Here is a 24,188-nt window from a genome sequence, read left to right as displayed (position 1 = left end):
CTGCTACCCGTCCTGGTGTCCGTCATTCTCTTAACAGATAGGCAGCCAAACCGCGCAAGGAAGCATGGACGCTCCCACCCGGGCCGGGTTAGCGGACGTCAAGTCCAGTTCGAGAGAACCGTTTCCATCTCAACCGTCTCGACCTGCTGCGCGAAACGTTGGTGGTAAACCGTCAGCAGTGCGTCATGGGTTGCGTCGGAAGAACTGCACAGCGCGTCCGTGACGAGAACCACGCGATAGCCGAAATCGATGGCCCCGAGCACCGTGGCCAGAACGCAAACATCCGTTTCGCCGCCGGTGATGACCAGCGTATCGATGCCGCGCTCCACCAGGAGCGCTCTGAGACGCCCTTCGAACCAGGGCGAGTAGATGTGCTTGTCGACGATCGCCGCTGGCGGACAGTAGCCGGCTAAAGACGGCAACAGTTCGGTCATTTCGGGCCCGATCGTCTCGATCGTCAGGGAAGCCCAGCGCTCATAATAGCGCTTCCATGTGCCGACGCCCTGCCCCGGCTTCCCGGCGGGCAGGAAGCGTGTAAAGATCGTCTGTGGCGCGCGTCTTTCGACCAGCCTCTCGATCTGCGGGAGAACCCGGGTGATCCAGGGTGTTGCCCATTCGGAGGGCTCGGCAAACAGCCGCTGCATATCCACGCAGACATGCATGCATCGATCGCCGAGAGGACCGTATGCCAGCCCCGGCATCGACATCAGCGCTTCTCCGACCGGCGATGCATTTTCCCTGGTTCCTCCCGTTGTCGGCAAAGACACGCAACGCCGCGCGCAAGCACTGGTTCCTGAGATAGCCACAGGAACCGACGCAAATGGCTGGCGTTTCCGCTGAGATGAATGGAGGTGCTCGCATGAGACCGCGCGAGAGGCGTTGGAGCGGCAAGTCAGCCGGGGCGCCAAAATGGAACTGAGCGGAGGGTGTCTCTGCGGCACGATCCGCTTCCGCGTTGGAAGCGAACCGAGAGTGCATTACTGCCATTGTGATATGTGCCGGCGAGCGACCGGCAGTGCGTTCGCGGTTCTGGCCTGGGTGTCTTGCCAAAGCGTGACCTGGACCAACGCGATGCCGACCTATCGCAGGTCTTCGCCGATTGCCCGGAGGGGCTTCTGCTCCGCCTGCGGATCGCCCCTCAGCCTTGCCTATGACGCATCGCCCGGAGAGATCGCGCTGCATATCGGAACGTTCGACGATCCGGCTCGGCTGGAACCGCGCTACAATTATGGATCGAGGCAGCGACTTGGCTGGGTTTGCTGCGGAATAGACCTGCCGCACCACGATACTGAGGAGCGATGGTGAAACCATGTCTGAAGGACAAGCCAGATGAGCATGTTTTACCGGGCGGCCAAGATTGCCGAAGAGGTCCACGCAGCACAGCGCGACAAGACCGGGCGACCGTATATCGAGCACTGCCGCCGTATCGTTGACGCGGTCGAAACCAAGGACCAGAAGGTCGTCGCCTATCTCCATGACGTCCTCGAAAAGGGCGAAGGCTGGAACCGGACCAGGTTGGAAGAGGCCGGTTTTGGCCCGACGATCGCTTCGGCCGTCGACGCCATGTCGCGCAGGTCCGGTGAGGATTACTTCGCGTTTGTGCGACGAGCGGCATCGAATCCATTGGCGCTGCGGGTGAAGCGCGCGGATCTGGCGGACAATATCTGGCAGGCACGACAGGTCGGGGCATCGACTGTCAAATATGAGGAGGCACTATGCATCCTTGATGACGAGTTTCCGCGCCGTCAGCACCAGCCTTGAATTCAGATCGCCCCGCTGCGAACGGGCAATCTACTCCGGGACGTGGGGCGTGTGCCGTCTGTCCTCCGCGGGCTCGGCATCGATGCGCGCCTTTTCCGGATCGAATGCACCATGACGTGCAATGGGCCGCGCCGCGGTTTCAGGCGTCTCGTATGCCCACATGACATCGTCAGCCGAGCTGCCCACCGCATGGACGCGCCAGTAGCTCGCGGTGCCTTTCAAAGGGGAGCGGCTGGTAGTGTTCGTCTTTTCGAAAAGGTCGAAATAGATGTCTTCGAAAGGGATGTAGAACACGGGCTCATGTCCTTCTTCCTGAAGCACTTTCGCCCGTTCCGTGGCAGCGACTATGGCGTCGGAAAATCGTACCGTCACCGTGCCGGCAAACGGTTCTATGGCCAGTTGGCCAGCATGGTGTGTTGAGATTGCGCCTGAAGCTTGCATTCAAATTCTCCCTGGCTGCCGATTGATTGCGAGACCGCATTTCGGTTCGTCATGCATGGAGACGAAATGCACGGCGATGCGTCAGGTTCCGGTCTGTACTATGAGGTCGAATGACGACCCCACTTCAGCGCTTGCCATGGCTATCGAGAAACGCAGCCAACAATCGCGAAACCTGATCAGAAGCCTCACGCGTCGGGAAGTGTCCGATGCCATCCAGCACCACCCGCCTGTAGAACGCGGTGAAATGCTTTTCGAGCCCCTCTGAGGACTGGGCAAACACAACGCGGTCGTCGCCACCATGAAGCGTCAGGATTGGCACCGTGATGATCTTGACTGCTGCTTGCCGGCGGGCGAGTTCGGCATAGCGTGGATCGGGCTCGGCCTCTTCCCATCTGACCCGATAGGAATGCAACGTCACATCCGCCCAGTCAGGATTTTCGAACGAACTCGCGACACCATCGAAAATAGCGTCGTCGAACCAGCCTAATGGGCCCCAGCTATCCCACTGGTATCTGGCGAATTTCTTGCCATTGTTTCGTACGAACTCAGCGCCCCGGGCCGTCGCCATGAACCATTGATACCAAAATGCTTTCGCTTGTCCGGGCGCCGGCGTTGCTGGTTTGCCTGGTTGCCAGCCGAGCGACAGCGCAGCACAGCACTTGATGCGGTCCGGGAAAACCGACGCGAGCAGATAGGATATCCGAGCGCCCCAATCGTGTCCGACAACCGCAAAGCGGCTGAGGCCAAGCGCATCGGCAAAATCCAGCACATCCTGCGCCATCGCGGCAATCTCGCCCGAGCGCATGGTTTCTTCTGACAGGAACGATGTCGGCCCAAAGCCTCGCAGCCAAGGCGAAAACGTCCGAAAGCCAGCTTCATGAAGGGCTGGCGAAATGCGAGCGTATGTCGTCGCGTCGTCGGGCCAGCCATGCAGCAGGATAACCGGGGCGCCGTCTCGCGGTCCACCATCGAGATAGGCGACGCGCAGCAGAGGTGTGTCGCAATGTGAGACCGAGTTCATTTGCCCTGAGGCACAGTGGCTGGCTGATCACCACCAGTCGTGGACTCTGGTCTGGCGGCCTGGTCAATCTGTGGGTTCTTGTTGATGGTGCCGGTGTTGGCTTTCATCGGCTCGATATTGTTGTCGCAGGCGCCGAGCGCAAGGACGGCGGCCAGGACCAGGAGTAAAAAGAACCTCTTCATCGAAACCTCCTCTGGTTGCTGTCCGGCAAACGAGGTTCCACCAATTTGGTTGCCTGATCGTACTCTCAAGACGCCATGGATTTGACGATCAACGCTTCGAGCTATTGGAATCGGCTGCAACTGTCGAATCAGGCAAAACCGGGCCACGTTCAGTCTCCGAACCCTCAGCCTCGATCTCCTGCACGGCCTGGTCCCAGTGCTCCTGCTCGCGGCCAGCCGGCCGGCCCTCCTGCTCCCAGATTTCATGGGCTCGCCGTTTGATCTTTTCTTCCTTGCTGTCCATGGCTAGATCCTCCAATTCGTCAGTCTCAATTCCGGGCCATATTTTTTGTTCCTCCCCATATTTTTTGTTCCTCCTCTGTCGGGAACAGCGCTGCCGGAGTCGCGATTTCGGGGAAGGCGCTTGTGGATTGCGTGGGATGAGCCGCTTGGTAATTTTCGTACCGATATTTTTTCGTGACACACCGATGCCCGCAGCTTTATGAATCTGGCTATCGGCCAGCGCCGAGCACGTCCCTCTCCGATCCTCTTGCCCGGCGCTCAACGCCTGATCGCCCGTCGCATCGACATGACGGGCCTATTGCTTCGAGAGGAGGTGACGCCCATGCGGGAATTGCCGAAAGACATCGACGCCGATGTGGTCATCGAAATCAGCAAGCTGCTGGACGACAGCCCGCTTTTCGTCCCGGTGCGGGTTCATGAACTTGCGGCCAAGGTGAGGCAGAGGGTGAAGACCGGCCTGCCGGATTTTTCGATCGAAGAACTGATCGTGGAGATGGCCTCCGTACGTCAACTGGCCATGGCCTTTGATCTGCCTGGATCGGAGAACGTCGTGCAAATCCCGGTGCGGTATCGCCGCTAGCACTGCGGCATCACACGCTCCATCCGGAGGTCAGAACAAGCGACGCCTCAAACATCTGCGCACCGATCTCATCGCGTACTTTGACGGTTACCTTGACGAAATCGCAGTCGGGCATTTCGTCTTGGGCAACATCCTGCAAAATACGAATTGCTTCCGCTCTGGCTTGTTCCCGGGATTCGAACAGCTGCCCGTCATCGTCGGGTACCGCGCCGTCACCGTTTTGAAGATCGAAATAGTACCGCTTCATGTTCGGGCCACGCTGGAAACATCGGGCGGGTCAGTGATTTCGCTTCATTGGGGTTCCTGCCCGCTCGGCGGCCGTGCTGGTGAAGACGTGGTCGTTCAACGCACCGCAGCGCGAAGCGCCGATAGGAAAAGCACAAGCAACGCCAAGGCATTGAGGCCGGCGGCGATGGCATGTGAATACTCCCATTGGCGCCGCAGCAGCTCCCAGTTTTCAGGCAGGACAGTCCAGTTCCGGGTCGCCTGATTGATTGGGTAGGTCAGCGTCCAGAAGGCAAATTGCGTGGCGCCGATGCTGAGAAAGGCGACGACAACCAAGCCGAAAGATGCACTCGCTCGGTAGAGCAGGATCGCCAGGGCGGCCGTAGAGAGCAATGCTCCCAGCACCACGATTCCGAACAGGCTCCATCCATCATAGGCGCGCTGCGCAGCCAGATAGTTTGGCCCGTCAAGCTTCATCTTGTTGAATATCGCGAAGAAATGCGCGGCGGCCGGAACGAAAGCCAGTGCCACGAAAATGAAGCTGACCACCCTCAGACTATAAATTGCCATATCCGGCCTCCTCTCAGGAGAGAGCTAGGGCAATCGGCAAGGTTGAAAAGGTCATTATAACGACGGCTTCCGCCCGCGATCATGTGGTCTCGAGTGAGGTCGTTTTTTTAGACCTCACTCAACTATCTCGGAACATTTTTTTTGGGTTCTGGTTCTACGCACTGAAGGGACGAACCTTACCCAGGGAGATTTCCCCATGAAACATGTTCTCATTACCAGCATGCTGGCGATCGGGCTCGGCTGTGGAACGGCAATGGCTCAGACACAACAGCTCGAAAGCCAATCTGGCGCAGACGCCAATTGCGCTTCCGGGCAGGCTGACTGCCAGGGCGGTTCCAAGATGGGCGAGCAGGCCCAGGGCAAAGCCAAGCTGAAGACCGACGAGCAGGCGCAGGGCAAGGCCGGCACCACCACCGACCAGCAGGCTCAGGACAAGACCAAGATGCAGACCGACGAGCAGGCTCAGGGCAAGGCTGGCACCACCACCGACCAGCAGGCTCGGGACAAGACCAAGATGCAGACCGACGAGCAGGCTCAGGGCAAGGCCTCGACACAGGATACGACGTCGACCGGTTCCATCAACAACGTGACGGTGGAGCAGAAAACCCAGGTCACTCAGATCATCCGGGAGACGAAGGTCGAGCCTATTTCCAATGTCGATTTTGACATCACCGTCGGCGTCGAAGTCCCACGGCAGAAGGTCAGGCTGCATCGTTTGCCGGCTCGTATCGTCCAGATCGTTCCTGCTTACGAAAGTTACGAGTATTTCGTGCTTGCGGACGGCCGGATCGTCATCGTTGATCCGGATACGTTCAAGATCGTCCTGATTTTGACCTAACATCTCCAACGAGTGGTCCGCCCTCTAGAGGGCGGACCGTCATTGCTGGACTGCTATGGATTCAAAGCAACCCAGAAGGACCGCAAGCGGCAGGTGATACATTCTGCCACCCGCATCGCGGACTCGGCTAGAGACGCCCGAGCACGACTAAGATAATGACTACAAGCAGCAGCAGACCGAGACCGCCGCCGCCATAGTAACCGGTGCCGTAGAAAGGCCCGCCGCCAAGACCACTAAAACCGCCAAGCAATGCAATGACCAGAATAATGATAAGAATCGTGCCGAGACCCATGACTTGCTCTCCTGTTTGCGGCTTCGCGCCGTATAGACGGAGCGGCGATCGCCGGCTGATGAGAATATGAACTCGCTACAAGCCTTCCTGTTCCCGACTGAGACCTCATCGACGCTGCCAAGGTAGTGTTTAGGCGAACAAAGGTCACCCCGAGACGCCCGAGTAGTCCCGCTCTTTCAGCAATCCAGCGAGATGGGCGGCGTTTGAGGCTGCCATTTCGATCGCACCCGAGACTTTTTCCGGAGTTGCCGGCAGGTCGACGTAGTTGACCTCCTGCATGGCCTCGCCAACCCAATAGACCCCGCCATTGGCCGGGATGGTGAAGCCAACATCGTTCAGTGACTGAAAGCATTCCGCGTGGCAGTGATGCGCACCGTCCTCATTGCCGACGATGGCTACCAAGGCCACCTTTCCTGCTGCCGGCATGCGCCCTCTGTCATCGGTCTCATCGAGAAACGCATCCATCCGCTCCAGGACGCGCTTGGCCACACTCGAGGGCTGGCCAAGCCAGATCGGGAGCCCGAGCACGAAAATGTCGGCCGCCAGTATTTTCTTCCTGAGTTTCGGCCAATCGTCGCCCTCGCCCATGTCGGAGAGCACGCCGGGCTTGATATCGTGGCTGAGCGCACGCACGATCTCGCCCTTCACCTCGTATTGCATCAGCGCCGCCAGGACATCGGCGAGCAACCGATCGGTGGAGGATTTTTCCCTGTCGTTCGAAGCTTTGAGCGAGCAATTGAGTGCGAAGGCCGTAAGCGGCATCTGGATCTCCCTGCATTGTCCTAATTGCAAATCGCCGCGACGACTTCGCGACAGCCCATTCGCCCGTTGCGGGACCGCTCGGCATTTTAACGTCAGGATTAAATGCTTGTTCCGCCAAGCGGACCAACAGGCCGGTGGCGAGAGTGGCCCCCTCCTCCCGCCGGGTGACGGTCCAGCCGGCTGAGCGAGCAGGCTGGGTTCTTTGAGCACTGGCCACTGCTGGAGAACGGGCGGCGGTGAGCAGCGACGCCGGCGGAACCGGTCGGGCAACCTATTCGTTCGCTCATCGTTTTCTCCTGAGTTCCCGAGAATGGATAGACGATGCTCGTCCGGACCCTCGAAGCAGGCAATATACGGCTGGCGGTATCCATGGCCGGCGATCCGGGTCGCCCGGCCTTGATCCTTCTGCACGGCTGGCCCCATTCCCGGAAAATCTATGAGGGTGTGATCGATGAACTCGGCGCACGATACTTTACGCTGGCTTTCGATCTTCCGGAGATCGGTGAATCGCGTGGCACGCCGCCGTCGGCGGAAAAGAAGGTTCTTGCCGATATCGTGATTTCAGCCGCCGAGACGCTTGGGGCCAAATCCATCGTCGTTGCAGGCTTTGATGTGGGCGGCATGATTGCCTTCGCCGCTGCTCGCCATCATGGCGATCGCATCGTTGGTGCGGTGCCGATGAATACGGTTATCCCCGGCCTTCATCCCTGGACGAAGATAGTGGCAAACCCGGACATCTGGCATTTTGCGTTCCATGCGGTGCCCGAACTGCCGGAGTTGCTGGTGACAGGCCACCAGCGCGCCTACTTCGATTTCTTCTTCGATCTGCTCGCCGGACATCCCGATGCGTTGACCAATGAAATGCGGGAGACTTTTGCGGAGGCCTATTCGAGGCCGGAGGCACTTAAGGCCGGCTTTGATTGGTATCGCGCGTTCAAGGAGGATGCCAAGGTCAATGCAGTACCGGCGCGCATCGAAATTCCGATCCTCTATATCCGCGGCGACGCGGATTTCGGATCGATCGACGACTACCTCGAAGGTTTGAGGCTGTCTGGAGCAAAGGACCTGCAAGGTCGCGTGATCGTCAACTGCGGCGAATTCCTGCCCATCGAGGCACCGGCAGAATTCGTCAAGGCGCTGGTGGAATTTGCACCGAGATAGGTGAAGCGATCCGCGTTTATGCAGGTGCCTACCGGCTCGCGGAAGTTACGCGCCAGACCGTGTTTCCGACATCGTCGGCGATCAGCAACGCGCCCGATTTGTCGACGGCAACGCCGACGGGCCGCCCGTGTGCCTTGTTGTCCTTGTCGAGGAAACCGGTGACGACATCCTGCGGCTTGCCATCTGGATGACCGTCCTTGAACGGCACGAACACGACCTTGTAACCGTTGAAGGTCTTGCGGTTCCAGCTGCCATGCTCGCCAACAAAGGCGCCATTGCGATACGGGTCCGGCAGGTTGGTTCCAGTGTAGAACGCTAAGCCCAGCGGTGCGACGTGGGAACTCAAGGCATAGTCGGGAGGGATCGCCTTGGCGACAAGGTCCGGCCGCTGCGGCATCACGCGCGGATCGACATGCTGACCATAGTAGCTGTACGGCCAACCATAGAACGCGCCGTCCTTGACCGAGGTCATATAGTCGGGAACCAGGTTAGGCCCGAGCTCGTCGCGCTCGTTGATCACAGCCCACAGCGCGCCGCTCTGTGGTTCCCAGCTCAGCCCGTTGGGATTGCGCAGGCCGCTCGCGAAAATACGATATCGGCCAGTGGCCCTGTCGACTTCCCATATGGCGGCCCGGTCCTTTTCTGCCTGGATGCCGTTCTCGGTGATGTTGCTGTTGGATCCGATGCCGATATAAAGCAGAGACCCGTCGGGGCTGGCCACGAGAGACTTTGTCCAGTGATGATCGATAGGCCCGCCGGGCAACGGCGTCAGCACTGTGCCCGGCGCGGTGATCTTGGTGTCGCCCGACATGTAGGGGTAACGCACGATAGCGTCGGTGTTGGCGACGTAGAGATCGTTGCCGACCAGGGCCACGCCAAAGGGCGAATTGAGATGATCGAGGAAGACCTCCTGGACATCGGGCACACCATCGCCGTTGGTATCGCGCAGCAGGGTGATACGGTTGCTTCCTTCGGTGCCGCCGCCTGACGTCGCCATGGACTCGATCCAGCCCATGACCAGGTCTTTCGGCCGCTTGATCGCCGCACCGGGCGGCGCCACGGACTCGACCACCAGAACGTCACCATTCGGCAATTTGTAAAGCGAGCGCGGATGCTTTAAGCCCTTGGCGAAGGCCTGGATTTGCAAACCCTTGGCGACCGTCGGCCTTTCCTCCTGTTTCCAACCGATGACGGACGCGACATGCATCGGCGGCACCAGATACTGGATCGGTTCAGGCAGCGTCGGGTTCGCTCCGACCTGATCGGTGGGATCCGGTTCGCTATCGCTGCATGCGGGCAGCGCCAAAATCGGCCCACACAGCAGACCGAGGCTCGCCATACGCCTGATATGCCTGGCCGAGACATTCATTCGACCACCTCCACCTGAGTGCGGCCGGAACTCCATCCCAGCAGGCCCACCAAGAGAACAACGATCACGGCGACGGCGGACAGGATGAGCCCCGTCGGCACGACCGAGGTCCAGGCATCCCGGCTGTGCACCAGTGCGTTGAAGAGCGATACGACGAGCACGACGAGGCTGCCGAGGAGATATGGCCATACACGCCCGGCTTCACCGGAAAGCCGGCCGGTAAACAAATCCACCAGTGCTGCAAGAACCGCGAGCACGCCCACAACCAAGCCAGCAAGGAGCAGCCAAGCGGAAAAATCGGCCCACATCATTTCAGCGCTTCGCCAATAGGCAACGTCGGTCAGCAATGTGCTGACGAAACATGCATTTGCGACTGCCATCGGCGTTTTATGGAACGGACGCCTGGCGGCCACCAACACGGATCGGGCACGGGCCATGGGCATTCTCCACCTTTGAAGCTGTACCTGTCCTCCAAACCAACTTGTGGTTGGGAGGTTCCCGGAACCGTTTGCGTTCAAGAACTCGTGATGGCGCTGGCGATGCCTCAGAACGGCTCGGCACGCGATGCTCATGCGGAATTGGCGCGCAATGTCCGCAAGGTGATCGAGTATCGACGCAGGTCAACTGGCGGAATGCTATGCTCCCATTCCGTGCGCGATGGTCCGGTCATGAGATACGCCGACCTTGGTTCCACGACGATGGTGCGGCGATCCCACTTGCTGCCATTCTTCCGCCGGAGCCGGAAGCTGCAAGGCGCCAGCAACGAAACACCCGCAACGTCTTCGAAATGAGGCTTGTCTCGATGCCAGCCAATGCCGGCGCCGGGCCGGTATTCATTGATCAACACTTGCGCGAAGGCCTCGGCGGGCCTGCCTGCCAACGCCGCGATCTTGTCGCGTAGGGCCAATAGGAAGTCAGGGATCGGCGGCGCCTCGACGACTTGGCGCCTGTCGTAGTCGTAGCGCAGGCCAAAACCGACGACGCGCCGGTTTGCCAGATGGCCATGGAAATCGAACGCCTCGAAAGGCAGGCCTTCGAGATGCCGGGCGAGTTCCGTTTCTTCTTGCGCCGCGATCAGTTCGGGCTGGTAGAGGAAACCCTCCGGCAGGTCGTCGGCAGCACCAAAGAGATCGTGCTGGAGCCTGGATGAGTCGAGTGTTTTCGATGTGGGTGTCGCCATCCCAGCTAGATGGTGAAGGCCAGCCCGCCTGGCAATATCGGAACCTGGCCAGCAAATCTGCACCCCACCCAGCGGACATCACCGCATCTGACAACGCCTGCCAATCCGGAGTTTATCGGATGCTGTATTCAACTCAGGATTCGCGAGCATGCCTTGAATGCAACCGAGGGAGGTTGCGTGCATGTACGTACGGTTCTTACCAAACCGTGAGCCTTCGTTGCCAGTTGCTTGTCAGCAACTAGATTGGCACCGCGGCATCCCCAAAAAATGCCGCGGTGGCCGGCGCGGGCTTAGGCAACGGTGTCTCACCGGCATCATCGCGTCGGCCACTCGAAAATGTCTTCCTGGCGGTTCAGTGGTGGAGAAGCCTCTGTTGGCCCCGGCGCTCAAGCGAGAGGCCGCTCCTGCCTCGCGGCATGCTTCGAGCCCAAATCTCCGATCAGCCGGCGGTACTGGGTTTCAGGTGGACCGTAAGAGCCTCGCGCCAACTTCACGAGACCGTCTCGATCGCGGATCGTGATCTCTCCGCGGCGCGCTCGGATATAACCATAACTCTCGATCATCTGCAGACCCACGGTAACCCCCGGACGCCTGACACCAAGCATGATGGACAGAAATTCATGGGTTATCATAAGTCTGTCGCCGACAGTGCGGTCGCTGCACATCAAAAGCCATCTCGCCAGCCGGACTTCCAGGCTCTGCCGTGCGTTGATCGATGCCGTGTAGCTTGTCTGAACGTGGAAATATTGGACATAGCGCAACAGGAACGACCGCAACGTGGGGCTGTTCTCCAGGGCTTCGACGAATGGGGCAGCCTCCATCCGGAGGGCCTCGCATGTCGACTGGACGTAACAATCAAAGTTTGCCTGGTCGTCCCCCATGACCAGGGCCGAACCGGTCATTCCTTCGAACCCGATGATTCCGACTTCCGCTTCGGTCGCCGCGGAAGTCTTGGCCACCACCGACGCCAGTCCGCTTTCCAGAAAATAGACGGCTTCGATCTTCTGCCCCTCGGTCTCCAGCGGCGCGCGCAACTCCAGGAAAACACTTGCCAGATGCGGCTTCAGCCGCGCGAAATCGTCCGCGCTCATGCGGCGAAGCAATTCGCTCTTGGATTGCAGGATCTGGTAATCCACGAGACTCTTTTCCCTTGGGCAAGAGTACTGGGATCTCTTAGCCGGCCGCGCCCGTCGAACGAGCGGACGGTAACGAACCATAGACTTCGTCTCGCCCAGCACTAGGCGGGCCGGCGTGTTGGTATGAAACCGACAGTTACTGCTGAAGACTCGAAGGCCTTGTTGGCTGACCATCTTTCGCCAGCAAACGAGCCTCCCGCAGGATAGAGGCGCGATCGAACCCGAGGAGCGATATGATTTCGCGTATCTGCTGTTCAGTGGCGCCTGTATCCCGCGCCAGCGCGGTTATCGCGCCTACTGGCAGACCGGGGTGCTCGGGCTCCTTCGCCATGCAACGCCATGCCTCGTGATGGGCAAGAGCGATGGTCACTCCCAAGCGTCAACGCCCAAACTGTGCTGCTGACGATTGCTCTTTGTACGCTTCCGTACGGAGCTTTGCGAGTCAATTCGGCCCGAGGCTGGTTTGAGGGTTCTTGCGTCCCTGCGTCGTCCGTCCGTCGCCCCCGAAATTGTTGGGAACGATTGCTCGCCTCAGAGGTTCAAATATTCCACCCAACAGGAGCTTTGACCGATGGATCACACCAACCATGTACGCCTCACAAGCACCGAACTGACGCCAGACATTCTCGAAGACGCCACCATTTACGACGCGGACGACAACAAGGTCGGCAGCGTTTCGCATGTCCACGGCTCCGGAGCCGCCAGTCAGGTCGTCATCGATGTCGGCGGCTTTCTCGGCATAGGCGCCAAGCCGGTGGCCGTTCCCGCGAGCCAGCTGGAATTCATGCGTGATGAAGACGGCGATGTCCACGCGGTGACGAACTGGACCAAGGATCAGCTCAAGAGCATGCCCGAGCATCACGATGCATGATTTCAACGACTTCACCTTGAATGGGAGCGGCCGTTCGGCCGCTCTCTGAACGTCCCTTGGGCGCGACAGGATGGACAGACGATGCGGCGCGAGACCGGAGCCTGCTTCTGCGGACGGATCGCGGCAGCCATGGATGGAGAGCCTTTCTGGATATGCTACGATCACGACGACGATTGCCGCCGGGCCATCGGAAGTCCGCTGACGATCTGGGTCGGTTACCGGCCAAAGCAATTTCAGCTTCTTAGGGGAACGCCGAAGGCCTTTTCCAAAACGCCAGGCGTCACCCGCACGTTCTGCCCGGACTGTGGAAGCTCGATAGGCTATCGCGACGAAGGCCTGCCGGACGAGTTCTATGTGACGATCGGCTTCCTCGACAAACCTGACGGTTTTCGGCCGCAAGCCCATGCGTATTGGGACCTGAGGTTGCCGTGGATCCAGTTTGATGACAGCCTGCCACGCATCGACCGTTATTCGAGGAAGCGCGACCCGACGTTCGGCAACCCGCGCGACCGGTAGTCGCGGTGCGAGCCGCGAGGGCATCGGCGGAACCTGACTACCGCTAGCGGGTTATTCGGGCAGACCCGTCGGGTGCCACTATGCCATCGACCGTGATCCAAAACACACAATACGATCCCGCCACCAAGATCCTCTCGGTCTGGTTTGTGCCGAGCGGCAGACGTTACGATTATGAGGGTGTTGCGCCGGCAACTTATGCCGCTTTCACCAAAGCCTCCTCAAAAGGCCGCTTCTTCAATGAATTCATCCGAGATCGCCATCGATACCGCCGCGTGGCGTGACAAGTTCAGCCATGAGCAGGCGATGCACGGAACCTGACCGGGACCGTCTCGTTGACGTCTCGTCGAAGCAAACCAGGCAACGACAGTTCATCTGATATGCTCGGGCGTTCGCACCGGCAAAGATCGATCGGAACAGGCTTCAAGGGAGTTCAAGAGCCATGACGGCCAAGAAGCAGAAGACCGAAAGCAGGGACAAGAAGGCGCTGCGCTTGGCAGAGACCACCGACGTCTCACCCAAGCAGGCCAAGGAGCTCATGCGAAAGCATGGCAAGGACAGCCCCAAGGTCGAGAAAGAAGCCAGAAACTTCAAGGCGGAAGGATAGGATCCGCATTGAAGCCCGACCTGTATGACCCTGCAAGCGATCGGCCGCCAGGCAATTCGGTATTAAGGGGGTGCCCCGGCCTTTTCGGCCGCGAGCGCAAAGGGGAAGCGCAGCACCAGGTTGCGGTTCTCGTCAAAAATCTCAAAGGCCAATCCGGTACGCAGCGGCTTGCCATGCAGCAGCTCTTCGGCCAGGATTTCCTTCGCCGACGCCATCGCGTTTTCCTCGGCGCTCGCGAGATCAGGAAATTCCTGGCCCTCCGGATCCTCCTGCAAGCTTCCGCTCTCATCTCGAAGGTCGAAAAAGTATCTGGACATGCCGACTGAACTCCTGCTCATCGCGATGGTGGCCTCGGAAGCGCCAGCCTCAGATTTCAGTGCCTGATATACCCGGATTGTCGAAGAGCACGGCGAGGCCATGCTCTATGGCGCAGGCCGCAATCAGATCATCGAAAGCCTTTCCCGAAAGCGGGCAACTTGGCATCACCTCTCGGATTGCGGTTCCGGCCTTGGCTGTAGAGATCACATCGTGGCGCTTCTTGCGTGTCTCGACATATTGCTCGACCAGGATTTTCAGGCGCCTCACCGCAACGTCGTCCGTAAACATGGATTCCTCAGCCAAAGCCTGAAGTAAGGCTGTCGGCCTGATCATCGTGCCGACGGTCTCGGGGTTTGCCGAGATTGCTCGCACAATATTTCCATGGGCAGTTGGTTCCCCCGACCGCTCGCTTGGTAATTTTCGTACAGGGAATACCCTTGCCCGCGCTTTCGTCGGGCCGAACCGACAGCCGATTTCAGATGCCGATGGCGAGCCCTCAGACTTGCATCACCTTGCGGCTGTGACGCGCAACGACACTTTCCTCATCGGTCGCAATCACGCGCACCTCCACCTTGCTCTCCGACCGACTGACGATTTCGGCGTGGGTGTCGTTGGCGTGTTCTTCAAGCACCACGCCAAGCCAGGTCAATTTTTCGCATATGGCGTTGCGGATAGACGCGGACCGTTCGCCGATGCCGGCGGTGAACACGAGGCATTCAAGACCACCCATCGTGTTTGCAAGCACCGCGGCCTCTCTCGCGGCGCGAAAGGCGAAAAGCGCCATCGCCTCATGAGCGCGAGGATCATTGCTCGCTTCCAGCGTCCTCATGTCGCCCGAAATACCGGATACGCCGAGCAGTCCCGACTTCTCGTAGAGCATTGTCTGCAGTTCCTCAGCCGCGATGCCTCTTTCCAGCAGGAAGTACAACAGCACGCCGGGATCGATGGCGCCGCACCGCGTGCCCATGACGAGGCCATCCAGCGCCGAAAACCCCATCGTCGTATCGATGCTCTTGCCCTGCTGCAAAGCGCAAAGGCTGGCACCATTGCCGAGATGGGCGACGATGGTGCGTTTCGCCGCAAGAGTTGGCGATATCACGCTGAGCCGCCCGGCGATGTATTCATAGGAGAGACCGTGAAACCCGTAGCGGCGCAAGCCTTGCCCTTCATACTGGCGCGGAAGGGCGAAGCGCCGCACGAGCGGATCGATCGTCTGGTGGAAAGCGGTGTCGAAACAGCCAACCTGTGGCAAGTCCGGTTGCAAGGCAGCTATCGCGCGGACCGGCGCGAGACTGCGAGGCTGATGCAGCGGAGCAAGCGGCGTCAACCTGTCGATGGCGTCGATGATGTCTGGGGTCAGACGGACAGGTTCGATGAATTCGCTTCCGCCATGCACGACGCGATGGCCGGCGCAGAGCAGGCTTCTTTCGCCAATTTCGCTCTGCACCCAATTCAGCATCTCGCCTATGGCCGCATCACGCGGCTTGTCGGCGGCGAGCTGCCGCTCGCACTGCACCGTTCCGTCGGCCGCTTTTGCGCGGAGTGTGGGTGTGTCGCCCAAGTCCAACGTGCCGCGTGAAACGAGCTGCAGATCCTGCGACGAGGCAATATCGTAAAGCGCGAACTTTATGCTGGACGAACCGGCATTCAGCGCCAGGATCGACCGGCGGGTCATCGGCGCGCCTTTGCCGCGCTTTTGCCGGGCCAGCTCCATTCCTGGATTTCGGGCATGTCTTCGCCGTGCTCGCGGACATAGGCCCTGTGCTTCACCAGCCGGTCGTGGAGTTCGCCCGCAAGCCCTTCGGCCCTTTCGGCCAGTCCCGGCACGCGTTCGATGGCGGCGAGCGCGAGGTGGTAGCGATCGAGTTCATTGAGCACCACCATGTCGAACGGCGTCGTCGTGGTGCCCTCCTCGCGGAAGCCATGCACATGCATGTTGTCATGGTTGGCGCGACGGTAGGTCAGGCGATGAATGAGATAGGGATAGCCGTGATAGGCGAAGATGACAGGCCGTGTCTTCGTGAACAACGCGTCGAAGTCTCCATCGCCGAGCCCGTGCGGGTGCTCGGTGTTCGACTGCAGCGTCATCAGGTCGACAACATTGACGACGCGGATTTTCAGGTCGGGGATTGCGGAGCGCAGAATGTCGGTCGCAGCAAGTGTCTCTAGCGTCGGCACATCGCCGGCGCAGGCCATGACCACATCGGGCTCTTCGCCCTGAGCAACCGTACCGGCCCATTCCCAGATGCCCGCCCCCGCCTTGCAATGCGTTTCGGCTTCTTCAATGGACAGCCATTGCGGTGCCGGCTGCTTGCCGGCGGTAATGACATTGATGCGATTATAGGTTCTCAGGCAATGATCGGTGATCCACAGCAGGGTGTTGGCGTCCGGCGGAAAATAGAGTCTTACCGTATCGGCCTTCTTGTTGGCGACCAGATCGGCAAAGCCCGGATCCTGATGGCTGAAACCATTGTGGTCCTGCCGCCAGACATGGGAGGTCAAAAGGTAATTGAGCGAGGCGATCGGCTTGCGCCAGGCAAGCTCGCCGGAGGTCTTCAGCCATTTGGCATGCTGGTTGACCATCGAATCGACAATGTGGATGAAGGCTTCATAGCAGGAGAACAGGCCGTGCCGACCGGTGAGCAGATAGCCTTCGAGCCACCCTTGGCAAAGATGCTCACTGAGCACTTCCATGACACGTCCGTCACGGGAAAGATGGACGTCGTAGGGTTCGATGCGCTGCATCCAGATCCGATCGGTAACTTCGAACACCTCATCGAGGCGGTTGGATGACGTCTCGTCCGGCCCCATCAGGCGAAAATTCCGCGCCTCGGCATTGAGGCGGAACACCTCGCGAAGATAGCTTCCGCAAATCCGCGTCGCTTCAGCGATGACGCCTCCCGGACGAGGCACTTCCAGCGCCAGGCTTTTCCAGTCGGGAAGCACAAGATCGCGCTTCAGCAGTCCGCCATTCGCGTACGGGCTTGCGCCCATGCGCTTTGTCCCTGTTGGGGCGAGTGCCGCGAGTTCCGGCAACAGATGCCCGCTTTCATCGAACAGCTCTTCCGGTTTGTAGCTTCGCATCCAGTTTTCGAGGATCGTGCGGTGGTCCTCATTTCCGCGTGCGTTCGACACCGGCACTTGATGCGAGCGCCAGAAACCCTCGACCTTCTCGCCATCGACCTCCTTGGGACCTGTCCACCCCTTGGAGCTGCGCAGCACGATCATCGGCCATTGCGGGCGTTGACCATGCCATCCCGGAGCCCGTGCCTGCTCCTGAATGGACCGGATGCGATCGAGCACCGTGTCGAGCGTCGCGGCCATCGACTGGTGCATGGAAAGCGGCTCGTGGCCTTCGACGAAGAACGGTTCGTAGCCATAGCCGGCGAAAAGGTTTCGCAATTCCTGGTCGTCCATGCGGCCCAGGATCGTTGGGCTGGCGATCTTGTAGCCGTTGAGATGCAGGATCGGCAGGACGGCGCCGTCCGACATCGGGTTCAGGAACTTGTTGGAATGCCATGCCGCCGCGAGCGGACCGGTCTCGGCTTCGCCGTCACCAACGACGCAGGCAACCACCAGGTCCGGATTGTCGAAGGCCGCACCGAAGGCATGGACCAAGGCATATCCCAGTTCACCGCCCTCATGGATTGAGCCGGGCGTCTCGGGCGCGGCATGGCTTGGCACGCCGCCGGGGAAGGAAAACTGCCGGAACAGTTTCCTGAGGCCGTCTTCGCCCTGCCCGATATCGGGATAGATCTCGCTATAGGTGCCCTCGAGCCAGGTGTTGGCAACCATTGCGGGACCGCCATGGCCCGGGCCGCAGATAAACAGAACATCAAGGTCGCTTTCGCGGATAACGCGGTTCATATGCAGGTAGAGAAAATTCAGCCCCGGCGTCGTGCCCCAATGTCCAAGCAGCCGCGGCTTGACATGTTCGGCCTTCAACGGTTCGCGCAACAGCGGATTGTCGAGCAGGTAGATCTGGCCGACCGAGATATAATTCGCGGCGCGCCAGTAACGGTCCAAGAGGTCGATCCGTTCGTGGCCGATAGCCTGCGGCGTCGCGGCTGCCTTGTCGTTCATCGACATCTCCAGCTTCGGTTCGCTGGTGATAACTGGGGCATTTTTGCGCTTGAGCAACCCCCGACTGCCGCCGTCCGGGGCGGCGTCGCGACCCGCGCAGCCAAGAGCCCGGACGCTATCCCGGCGGGCACACGGCTCTGTCCGCAGATAGTCGGGAACCTTGAAGTCTTCTGGCGGTTAGAAACTGGAATCGCGAAGGCAGGCTCAAGGCAGGTACCGCGAAGGATCGCCTCGAAGCGTTGCACCAAAGGGGAGCTAAAAGATGCTCGATCTTCCTCGTGCCCGTGATCGAATGGTCAAAATCCATGTCGGCCGGCGCGGCATCCATGACCGTGAGATTCTGCAGGCTATGCGCGAAGTTCCACGCGAGGCCTTCGTCGAACCCGGCTTCGAGGAATTTGCTTATGAAGACACGCCGCTGCCGATCGCCGACGGCCAGACCATATCGCAACCCTACATCGTCGCGTTCATGATCGAGATGGCGGATGTCAAACCGGGTGACCATGTGCTCGAAATTGGCACCGGCTCGGGGTACGCGGCCGCGGTGATGAGCCGGATCGTCGAACAGGTCTACACGATAGAGCGTCATCCCGGTTTGGCCGAAACCGCGAAGGGGCGGTTTGAAAAACTCGGCTACCAAAACATCGAGGTTCGGACAGGCGATGGCACCAAGGGCTGGCCGCAGGCGGCGCCGTTCGATGCCATCGTGGTGACAGCCAGCGGTCCCGGCGCACCGCTCGCCCTTCAGGAGCAACTCGATGTCGGCGGCAGGCTCGTCATTCCGGTCGGCGACGACCCGGATTTGCAACGTCTGCTCAAAGTCACCCGGACAGGCGCCGCAACCTATAGCGAGGAGGATTTCGGCGGTGTGCGCTTCGTCCCTCTGATCGGCGAGCAGGGTTGGTCGGAAAACGGCACGGTCACCGACGTCGGTCGTCCGCTTCGACATCCCCATCCGATCAGCCTGCCTGATATGATCGCGGCCGCGGCCGAACCCCTGCCCGATTTCGACGATCCGGCCTTCGGCGCATTGTTCGATCGGTTCGCCGACCGGCGCATTGTTCTGCTTGGCGAGGCAAGCCATGGCACGTCCGAATTCTACAGGGCGCGCGCGGCAATCACCCGCAGGCTCATCGAACGCCACGGCTTCACCATCGTCGCGGTCGAGGCGGACTGGCCCGACGCGGCGGCGATCGACCGCTACGTTCGCCATCGTCGGCCGCGAACCGGCACTGGTGCGCCATTCCAGCGATTTCCGACGTGGATGTGGCGCAACACCGATGTCGCGGCCTTCACCGACTGGATGCGCCGTCACAACGAGAAGCTAGAGCCTTCGGAGCAAGCAGGGTTCTACGGCCTCGACATCTACAATATGAGCGGTTCCATCGGCGCGGTCCTCGACTATCTCGACCGGGTCGATCCCCAGGCAGCCAAGATCGCGCGCGAACGCTATGGCTGCCTGACGCCCTGGCAACACGAACCGTCCACCTACGGCCGCGCGGTGCTCACCGCCGGCTATCAAAAATGCGAAAAAGCGGTGCTGGAACAATGCCGGGACTTGCTCGCCAAACAGCTCGAATATGCAAAAAGGGACGGCACCGACTTTCTCGATGCCAGTCAGAATGCCCGGCTGATCGCGTCCGCCGAACACTATTACCGGATCATGTACTATGGCGGCGCGGAGTCCTGGAACCTGCGCGACACGCACATGTTCGAAACGTTGGAACATTTGCTGCATGCCGGCGGCCCCAAAGCCAAGGCCGTGGTGTGGGCGCACAATTCCCATATCGGCGATGCCCGCTTTACCGAGATGGGCGTCGTCAGGGACGAACTGAACATCGGCCAACTCTGCCGGCAGCGTTTCGGGGATGAGGCAGCGCTGATCGGTATGGGCACGCATTCCGGCACTGTAGCGGCCGCCAGCAACTGGGATGGCAAAATGGAGGTGAAGCAAATTCGCGCGTCACACGCCGACAGCTACGAACGGCTTTGCCACGATTCCCTTGTGTCGCGGTTCCTGCTCGACCTCGGGCGCGACACAACGCTGCGTGAGCGGTTGCTGGAACGAAGGCTGGAGCGATTTATCGGCGTGATCTACCGGCCGGAAACCGAGCTGGGCAGCCACTATGCGGACGCTTCCCTGCCCCGGCAGTTCGACGCGTTCGTATGGTTCGACAAAACCGCGGCAGTGACGCCGCTTGGCCCGGAGCATGCAAGAACCGGCGTTCCCGACACCTATCCATTCGGGCTTTAGCCGGCGCGCTGCGAACCAATGAAGAAGCCGAGGCGTGGAACCGGAACGAATTATCCGCTCTGCGATTTCAAAACTGCAATCCCCGTCGAAGGAGTTTTCTCATGACCGGAACCAAACATCCGAAATGGAAAAAACCGAGCGATGCCGACTTGGCGAACAATCCTGGTATCGGGACTTCCAAGGGAACGATCAAGGAAGGCGAAGAGTTCGAGCTTGAGGGCGAGAACACGGTCGAAGGTGACGTCGAAAACGACACGACCGCCGCTGGCGGGATCGATCCAAGACAAAAGATGCGGACTAACAAATAGCTGCCCTGCGCGTCGCTGGGATCAACTTCGCCGGAAGGAGTGAACCATGCCACTTGCCCTTAGCAGTGCCGCCTTTGCCGAAGGCGGACAAATTCCCGAAAGATACACACGAGACGGCAAAAACGTATCGCCGCCGCTGAAATGGTCTGGAGTGCCAGATGAAGCAAAGAGCCTTGTTCTCGTCGTTCAGGATCCTGACGCGCCGAGCGGAACGTTTGGTCATTGGGCGGTGTTCAACATCTCCCCGGACACAAGGGAACTTCCCGAGGCCGAAAGCGGCAAGCCGGGTCCGGGCGCCCTCAGGCAAGCAACGAACGATTTTGGCAACGCCTATTACGACGGCCCTGAGCCGCCGGTCGGACATGGCGTTCACCATTACCATTTCCGGCTGGCCGCGCTCGACACCCCGAGCCTTGCCATTCCAGCCAGCGTGGGCATCGAGCGCATCTGGCGGGAGGCGCAGAAACATTCGCTTGAGCAGGCTGAACTCATCGGAACCTACGAGCGCAATTCGTAAGTTAATGACCAGGGGCGACCGAGGTGGCCTGCTGCGCGGAACGGTTCTCCTCCTCGCCGGTTGTCTGGGAAAGGAGATGGCGCCATGTTTGGAGATATCATGTGGTTGGTCGTCGTTGCCGGCGGCCCATTGCTGCTGATCGTGCTGATGGCCTATGCCGTTATCGCACGCCGTCGGCGTGGACCCGCCGAACGAAGGGAGAGCGACCGAGCGACCGACCGGCTATACCAGGACAAGCGTTGATCCGCATCGGCGAGACCTCCGATTGGCAAGACATCCAATCGGCAAGACATCCAATCGGCAAGACAGGGGATCGTATGCCGCACCGAAGCGACGACGATCCCCAACTACGGTCAGCGCATTATCCTTTGCCGCAACCACGCAAAGAACCTGCCGCTGATGGCTGAGCGGACCCGCGTCGCAGCCCAGCGCGCTTTCATGGTTGAGCCGACGTGGCAATCGCAGACGATGTCGTGCAACTGCCAGTCGTTCAACTCGAAAAAGCGCTTTGCCTCACCATATGTGTCGTCTTTCAAACCCGATGCGCGCAGCACTGGATCTTCGAAGGCAACCGAAATTGCCGTACCCTCGCCCCGCATCATCGCACGTGCTTCAGGGTGCAAATGTTCAGTGCCTGCAAAGGCCCCAAGGCATCGCTCGGGATTACGCTCCAGCAGTTCAGCCCAGCGCTCTACGCGCTGATTTCGTGTCATTGCGGAATAGGCAGCCGACGATTCAATCTTGGCGACGGCATGCAGTTGGTCGAGTGTTTGATGTTTCATGGCCAGCTCCTGTTGAGGCAGCGAAGCGCCCACGCCTTCAAGGGAATTACCGCGCGTTAATGCTTCGACAAGAGCGCCAGGCTGGAGAATTCGACACAACCGGATTGGGCCGGCGGGATCATAAACACGCCGGCTGCGTTCATCGACGGGGCTGCTTGTGACAAGCCACTGATCCGCGACGGGATGCATCCATGTTCATCCAGCCAATCGACTATTTCCTTGCCGTCTGGTTCGCTCTTGCCGCCGCCTCGACGCTTTATGTCGGCTTCGATCAATACCGCAACAATCCCGAACCGGTGGTGATGAAATGGGGTTTCATCCTGGTGACCCTCTATATGGGTCCATTGGGGCTGCTGCTTTATGTGCTTGCAGACAAGGAGCCACGGCCGGGCGAGCATGAAGACTTTACCAGGCCGCTGTGGAAACAGGGGGTCGGTTCGACCATCCACTGCGTTGCCGGCGATGCGACCGGCATCATTCTCGCCGCAGTCATCACGGCAACGCTTGGCTTGCCGATGTGGCTCGACCTCATCGTCGAATATCTGGCGGGCTTTGCCTTCGGCCTGTTCATCTTCCAATCGCTGTTCATGAAATCGATGATGGGCGGCACCTACTGGGAGAACGTGCGCAAGAGCTTCCTGCCCGAGTTCATCTCGATGAATTTCATGATGGCCGGCATGGCACCCGTCATGAGCTTTCTGATGATGGGGCGCGACATGCGCGCCATGGAGCCGAACGAGCTTTTGTTCTGGGGCGTGATGTCGATCGGCGTCATCGCTGGCTTCACGCTCGCCTATCCGGCCAATGTCTGGCTGGTCGCGCGCGGGCTGAAGCACGGATTGATGACGCAGCGCCCGCAGGCGAACGAAACGAGCAGTGGAGAGCCGACCGCCCACCAACAGCATGCTATGCATCACCCCAACGCCGGCGACGGCCGACGAAGCCGCAACACCTCCCATAAGTCCAAACGCAGCGGCCACCAGATGGAGACGGACGCTACCACGCCGCAGATTGCGGCCCTCGGTATTGTGTCGGTGTTGGCGCTGGCGATCGGCATGGCCGCGCCGGCCAACTGGCTGAACCTGACGCTTTCGGCGCGTGACGTCGGCGGCGCGATCATGCCGCAAGGCATGATCATGGGTCGCGACACGCCGGCGGAGGCCATGCGTGACATGGCTGCAACCGATCCGCGTCGCGTTACCTCGTCCTATGCTCTTGCCGCCAAGGGCGACCAGGAACTGCCATTCCGCCTGGAGAACGGCGTCAAGGTGTTCGAGCTCAGACCATCGGTGGTCCGCTGGCAGATCCTGCCCAACGTCGCGGTCGACGCCTATGCCTACAATGGCCAGATTCCCGGTCCGCGCATCCACATTCGCCAGGGCGATAAGGTTCGCATCGACGTCACCAACGACCTGCCCGAAGAAACCACGGTGCATTGGCACGGCATGATTCTGCCGAACCAGATGGATGGGCCTGCCGAGATCACCCAGCCGCCGATCGAACCTGGACAATCCTATTCCTATGCATTCACCGCGACCCAGCACGGGACCTATTTCTATCATCCGCATACCAAGCCGGACCGCACCCAGGCGCTGGGGCTTTATGGGGCGCTGATCATCGATCCCGCCAATCCTGCCGACGAGGTTCCGGCTGACCACGACTATGTCATCGAACTTCAGGAATGGCTGGTGCGTGATGGGCTGACCTACCCCTCAATGCCAATGGAAGGCGGCATGCCGAACTTCTTCACCATCAACGGTAAGGCCTATCCCGCAACCGACACCATTCCTATGAAGGTGGGCGAGACGCTGAAGGTGCGTTTCATCGGCACCAACAACGGCTTCGTCCATCCAATGCATATCCATGGCGGACCCTTCGAGATCGTCGCCCGTGACGGTGAGACGCTTTCTCCCTCGGCACGCTTCCTGGCCGATACCATCAATGTCGGACCGGGACAGCGCTATGACGTCGTGTGGAAGGCGCTGCGTCCCGGCAAGTGGCTCATTCACTGCCACATCCCGCATCACACGACGAACAACAATGTCGAGGAGAAGGGCGGCGGCGGGTTGATGGTCGTCATCGACGTCGGCTAGATCTGCCAACCCCTGTGGATTTACCGATGTTATTCGGAGGCC

At 60.0% G+C, this 24,188-nt stretch carries 32 protein-coding genes; 14 read left to right on the top strand and 18 right to left on the bottom strand.

The window, feature by feature from the left end:
* Window positions 1–98 precede the first annotated feature (98 nt).
* Window positions 99–707: a cysteine hydrolase family protein gene (locus NKK51_RS07675; protein ID WP_352552099.1), complete on the bottom strand. Its 609-nt coding sequence runs from the start codon at window positions 705–707 to the stop codon at window positions 99–101.
* A 202-nt stretch (window positions 708–909) separates the two neighbouring features.
* On the opposite strand from NKK51_RS07675, the gene NKK51_RS07670 reads away from it, so the two are divergent.
* Window positions 910–1,305, top strand: a complete 396-nt coding sequence (locus NKK51_RS07670; RefSeq protein WP_352552097.1) for a GFA family protein — start codon at window positions 910–912, stop codon at window positions 1,303–1,305.
* A 24-nt stretch (window positions 1,306–1,329) separates the two neighbouring features.
* Window positions 1,330–1,761, top strand: coding sequence for an HD domain-containing protein (locus NKK51_RS07665; RefSeq protein WP_352552096.1), 432 nt, complete (start codon window positions 1,330–1,332; stop codon window positions 1,759–1,761).
* A 30-nt stretch (window positions 1,762–1,791) separates the two neighbouring features.
* Here the strand turns inward: NKK51_RS07665 and NKK51_RS07660 are convergent, their stop codons facing one another.
* The 4 genes from NKK51_RS07660 to NKK51_RS07645 all read right to left on the bottom strand — a co-directional run bounded on the left by NKK51_RS07660 (window position 1,792) and on the right by NKK51_RS07645 (window position 3,688).
* Window positions 1,792–2,202: a DUF427 domain-containing protein gene (locus NKK51_RS07660; protein ID WP_023811973.1), complete on the bottom strand. Its 411-nt coding sequence runs from the start codon at window positions 2,200–2,202 to the stop codon at window positions 1,792–1,794.
* A 124-nt stretch (window positions 2,203–2,326) separates the two neighbouring features.
* On the bottom strand, window positions 2,327–3,223 hold the full coding sequence (locus NKK51_RS07655) for an alpha/beta fold hydrolase (protein ID WP_128304478.1): 897 nt from the start codon (window positions 3,221–3,223) through the stop codon (window positions 2,327–2,329).
* Window positions 3,220–3,405, bottom strand: coding sequence for a hypothetical protein (locus NKK51_RS07650; RefSeq protein ID WP_023811976.1), 186 nt, complete (start codon window positions 3,403–3,405; stop codon window positions 3,220–3,222). Before NKK51_RS07650 ends, NKK51_RS07655 begins: the two co-directional genes overlap by 4 nt.
* Before the next feature lie 88 nt (window positions 3,406–3,493).
* Window positions 3,494–3,688 carry a DUF2934 domain-containing protein gene (locus NKK51_RS07645; RefSeq protein WP_352552094.1) on the bottom strand — a complete coding sequence of 65 codons (195 nt, stop codon included), beginning with the start codon at window positions 3,686–3,688 and terminating at the stop codon, window positions 3,494–3,496.
* A gap of 198 nt (window positions 3,689–3,886) precedes the next feature.
* Here NKK51_RS07645 and NKK51_RS07640 point away from each other — a divergent pair, with 198 nt between their 5' ends.
* Window positions 3,887–4,267 (top strand): hypothetical protein, encoded by a 381-nt coding sequence (locus tag NKK51_RS07640; RefSeq protein ID WP_352441513.1) that lies wholly within the window; start codon window positions 3,887–3,889, stop codon window positions 4,265–4,267.
* A 10-nt stretch (window positions 4,268–4,277) separates the two neighbouring features.
* Here the strand turns inward: NKK51_RS07640 and NKK51_RS07635 are convergent, their stop codons facing one another.
* Together NKK51_RS07635 and NKK51_RS07630 are read right to left on the bottom strand one after the other, a co-directional pair.
* The gene (locus tag NKK51_RS07635; RefSeq protein ID WP_023811979.1) at window positions 4,278–4,514 is read right to left on the bottom strand and encodes a DUF6894 family protein; all 237 of its coding nucleotides are present in this window, start codon (window positions 4,512–4,514) and stop codon (window positions 4,278–4,280) included.
* Between the two features lie 95 nt (window positions 4,515–4,609).
* Entirely contained in the window at window positions 4,610–5,023 is a 414-nt protein-coding gene (locus tag NKK51_RS07630) for a hypothetical protein (protein ID WP_245273244.1), read from the bottom strand.
* 235 nt (window positions 5,024–5,258) lie between these two features.
* Here NKK51_RS07630 and NKK51_RS07625 point away from each other — a divergent pair, with 235 nt between their 5' ends.
* Entirely contained in the window at window positions 5,259–5,900 is a 642-nt protein-coding gene (locus NKK51_RS07625) for a DUF1236 domain-containing protein (RefSeq protein ID WP_352552091.1), read from the top strand.
* Between the two features lie 127 nt (window positions 5,901–6,027).
* Here NKK51_RS07625 and NKK51_RS07620 read toward each other — a convergent pair whose 3' ends face one another.
* Both NKK51_RS07620 and NKK51_RS07615 read right to left on the bottom strand, forming a co-directional pair.
* Window positions 6,028–6,192, bottom strand: a complete 165-nt coding sequence (locus NKK51_RS07620; RefSeq protein ID WP_023811982.1) for a DUF3309 family protein — start codon at window positions 6,190–6,192, stop codon at window positions 6,028–6,030.
* 144 nt (window positions 6,193–6,336) lie between these two features.
* Window positions 6,337–6,954 carry a flavodoxin family protein gene (locus NKK51_RS07615; RefSeq protein ID WP_352552089.1) on the bottom strand — a complete coding sequence of 206 codons (618 nt, stop codon included), beginning with the start codon at window positions 6,952–6,954 and terminating at the stop codon, window positions 6,337–6,339.
* 321 nt (window positions 6,955–7,275) lie between these two features.
* Here NKK51_RS07615 and NKK51_RS07610 point away from each other — a divergent pair, with 321 nt between their 5' ends.
* A complete protein-coding gene (locus NKK51_RS07610; protein ID WP_352552088.1) occupies window positions 7,276–8,115 on the top strand; it encodes an alpha/beta fold hydrolase in 840 nt (279 codons plus the stop codon).
* A gap of 28 nt (window positions 8,116–8,143) precedes the next feature.
* On the opposite strand, the gene NKK51_RS07605 is transcribed toward NKK51_RS07610, so the two are convergent.
* From NKK51_RS07605 to NKK51_RS07590, 4 genes are all read right to left on the bottom strand, one after another.
* Window positions 8,144–9,484: a PQQ-dependent sugar dehydrogenase gene (locus NKK51_RS07605; RefSeq protein ID WP_352552086.1), complete on the bottom strand. Its 1,341-nt coding sequence runs from the start codon at window positions 9,482–9,484 to the stop codon at window positions 8,144–8,146.
* Entirely contained in the window at window positions 9,481–9,921 is a 441-nt protein-coding gene (locus NKK51_RS07600; protein WP_352552084.1) for a DUF2231 domain-containing protein, read from the bottom strand. The genes NKK51_RS07605 and NKK51_RS07600 overlap by 4 nt, the downstream gene beginning before the upstream one ends.
* Before the next feature lie 131 nt (window positions 9,922–10,052).
* Complete coding sequence (locus NKK51_RS07595) at window positions 10,053–10,664, bottom strand: alpha-ketoglutarate-dependent dioxygenase AlkB (protein WP_352552082.1); 612 nt, start codon at window positions 10,662–10,664, stop codon at window positions 10,053–10,055.
* 386 nt (window positions 10,665–11,050) lie between these two features.
* On the bottom strand, window positions 11,051–11,800 hold the full coding sequence (locus tag NKK51_RS07590) for a Crp/Fnr family transcriptional regulator (RefSeq protein ID WP_352552080.1): 750 nt from the start codon (window positions 11,798–11,800) through the stop codon (window positions 11,051–11,053).
* A 571-nt stretch (window positions 11,801–12,371) separates the two neighbouring features.
* Here NKK51_RS07590 and NKK51_RS07585 point away from each other — a divergent pair.
* From NKK51_RS07585 to NKK51_RS07570, 4 genes are all read left to right on the top strand, one after another.
* Window positions 12,372–12,671 carry a PRC-barrel domain-containing protein gene (locus tag NKK51_RS07585; RefSeq protein ID WP_013531539.1) on the top strand — a complete coding sequence of 100 codons (300 nt, stop codon included), beginning with the start codon at window positions 12,372–12,374 and terminating at the stop codon, window positions 12,669–12,671.
* Between the two features lie 81 nt (window positions 12,672–12,752).
* Window positions 12,753–13,187 carry a GFA family protein gene (locus NKK51_RS07580; RefSeq protein ID WP_352552079.1) on the top strand — a complete coding sequence of 145 codons (435 nt, stop codon included), beginning with the start codon at window positions 12,753–12,755 and terminating at the stop codon, window positions 13,185–13,187.
* Window positions 13,188–13,267: 80 nt separating this feature from the next.
* On the top strand, window positions 13,268–13,468 hold the full coding sequence (locus NKK51_RS07575) for a KTSC domain-containing protein (RefSeq protein ID WP_023811991.1): 201 nt from the start codon (window positions 13,268–13,270) through the stop codon (window positions 13,466–13,468).
* Window positions 13,469–13,626: 158 nt separating this feature from the next.
* Window positions 13,627–13,791, top strand: a complete 165-nt coding sequence (locus NKK51_RS07570; protein ID WP_352552077.1) for a hypothetical protein — start codon at window positions 13,627–13,629, stop codon at window positions 13,789–13,791.
* 62 nt (window positions 13,792–13,853) lie between these two features.
* Here NKK51_RS07570 and NKK51_RS07565 read toward each other — a convergent pair whose 3' ends face one another.
* From NKK51_RS07565 to NKK51_RS07550, 4 genes are all read right to left on the bottom strand, one after another.
* Window positions 13,854–14,108 (bottom strand): DUF6894 family protein, encoded by a 255-nt coding sequence (locus NKK51_RS07565; RefSeq protein WP_023811993.1) that lies wholly within the window; start codon window positions 14,106–14,108, stop codon window positions 13,854–13,856.
* A gap of 49 nt (window positions 14,109–14,157) precedes the next feature.
* The gene (locus tag NKK51_RS07560) at window positions 14,158–14,397 is read right to left on the bottom strand and encodes a hypothetical protein (RefSeq protein WP_352552075.1); all 240 of its coding nucleotides are present in this window, start codon (window positions 14,395–14,397) and stop codon (window positions 14,158–14,160) included.
* Window positions 14,398–14,605: 208 nt separating this feature from the next.
* Window positions 14,606–15,784, bottom strand: a complete 1,179-nt coding sequence (locus NKK51_RS07555; protein WP_352552073.1) for an acetate/propionate family kinase — start codon at window positions 15,782–15,784, stop codon at window positions 14,606–14,608.
* Window positions 15,781–18,192: a phosphoketolase family protein gene (locus NKK51_RS07550; RefSeq protein ID WP_352552072.1), complete on the bottom strand. Its 2,412-nt coding sequence runs from the start codon at window positions 18,190–18,192 to the stop codon at window positions 15,781–15,783. Before NKK51_RS07550 ends, NKK51_RS07555 begins: the two co-directional genes overlap by 4 nt.
* 262 nt (window positions 18,193–18,454) lie before the next feature.
* Between NKK51_RS07550 and NKK51_RS07545 the strand changes: the two genes are divergently transcribed.
* From NKK51_RS07545 to NKK51_RS07530, 4 genes are all read left to right on the top strand, one after another.
* Entirely contained in the window at window positions 18,455–20,446 is a 1,992-nt protein-coding gene (locus NKK51_RS07545; RefSeq protein WP_352552070.1) for a protein-L-isoaspartate(D-aspartate) O-methyltransferase, read from the top strand.
* A gap of 101 nt (window positions 20,447–20,547) precedes the next feature.
* Window positions 20,548–20,754: a hypothetical protein gene (locus NKK51_RS07540; RefSeq protein WP_013531530.1), complete on the top strand. Its 207-nt coding sequence runs from the start codon at window positions 20,548–20,550 to the stop codon at window positions 20,752–20,754.
* A gap of 46 nt (window positions 20,755–20,800) precedes the next feature.
* Window positions 20,801–21,271 (top strand): YbhB/YbcL family Raf kinase inhibitor-like protein, encoded by a 471-nt coding sequence (locus NKK51_RS07535; protein ID WP_127268875.1) that lies wholly within the window; start codon window positions 20,801–20,803, stop codon window positions 21,269–21,271.
* Window positions 21,272–21,355: 84 nt separating this feature from the next.
* Window positions 21,356–21,514: a hypothetical protein gene (locus NKK51_RS07530; RefSeq protein WP_128304463.1), complete on the top strand. Its 159-nt coding sequence runs from the start codon at window positions 21,356–21,358 to the stop codon at window positions 21,512–21,514.
* 110 nt (window positions 21,515–21,624) lie between these two features.
* Here the strand turns inward: NKK51_RS07530 and NKK51_RS07525 are convergent, their stop codons facing one another.
* Window positions 21,625–22,053, bottom strand: a complete 429-nt coding sequence (locus NKK51_RS07525) for a hypothetical protein (protein WP_023812000.1) — start codon at window positions 22,051–22,053, stop codon at window positions 21,625–21,627.
* Window positions 22,054–22,244: 191 nt separating this feature from the next.
* On the opposite strand from NKK51_RS07525, the gene NKK51_RS07520 reads away from it, so the two are divergent.
* Window positions 22,245–24,146: a multicopper oxidase domain-containing protein gene (locus tag NKK51_RS07520; RefSeq protein ID WP_352552068.1), complete on the top strand. Its 1,902-nt coding sequence runs from the start codon at window positions 22,245–22,247 to the stop codon at window positions 24,144–24,146.
* Window positions 24,147–24,188: the final 42 nt, after the last annotated feature.

Source organism: Mesorhizobium sp. M0011 (assembly GCF_040324155.1).
Classification (GTDB): Bacteria; Pseudomonadota; Alphaproteobacteria; order Rhizobiales; family Rhizobiaceae; genus Mesorhizobium.
Note: the sequence above shows the minus strand (reverse complement) of the source record. Positions and strands in the feature narration are given on the sequence as shown.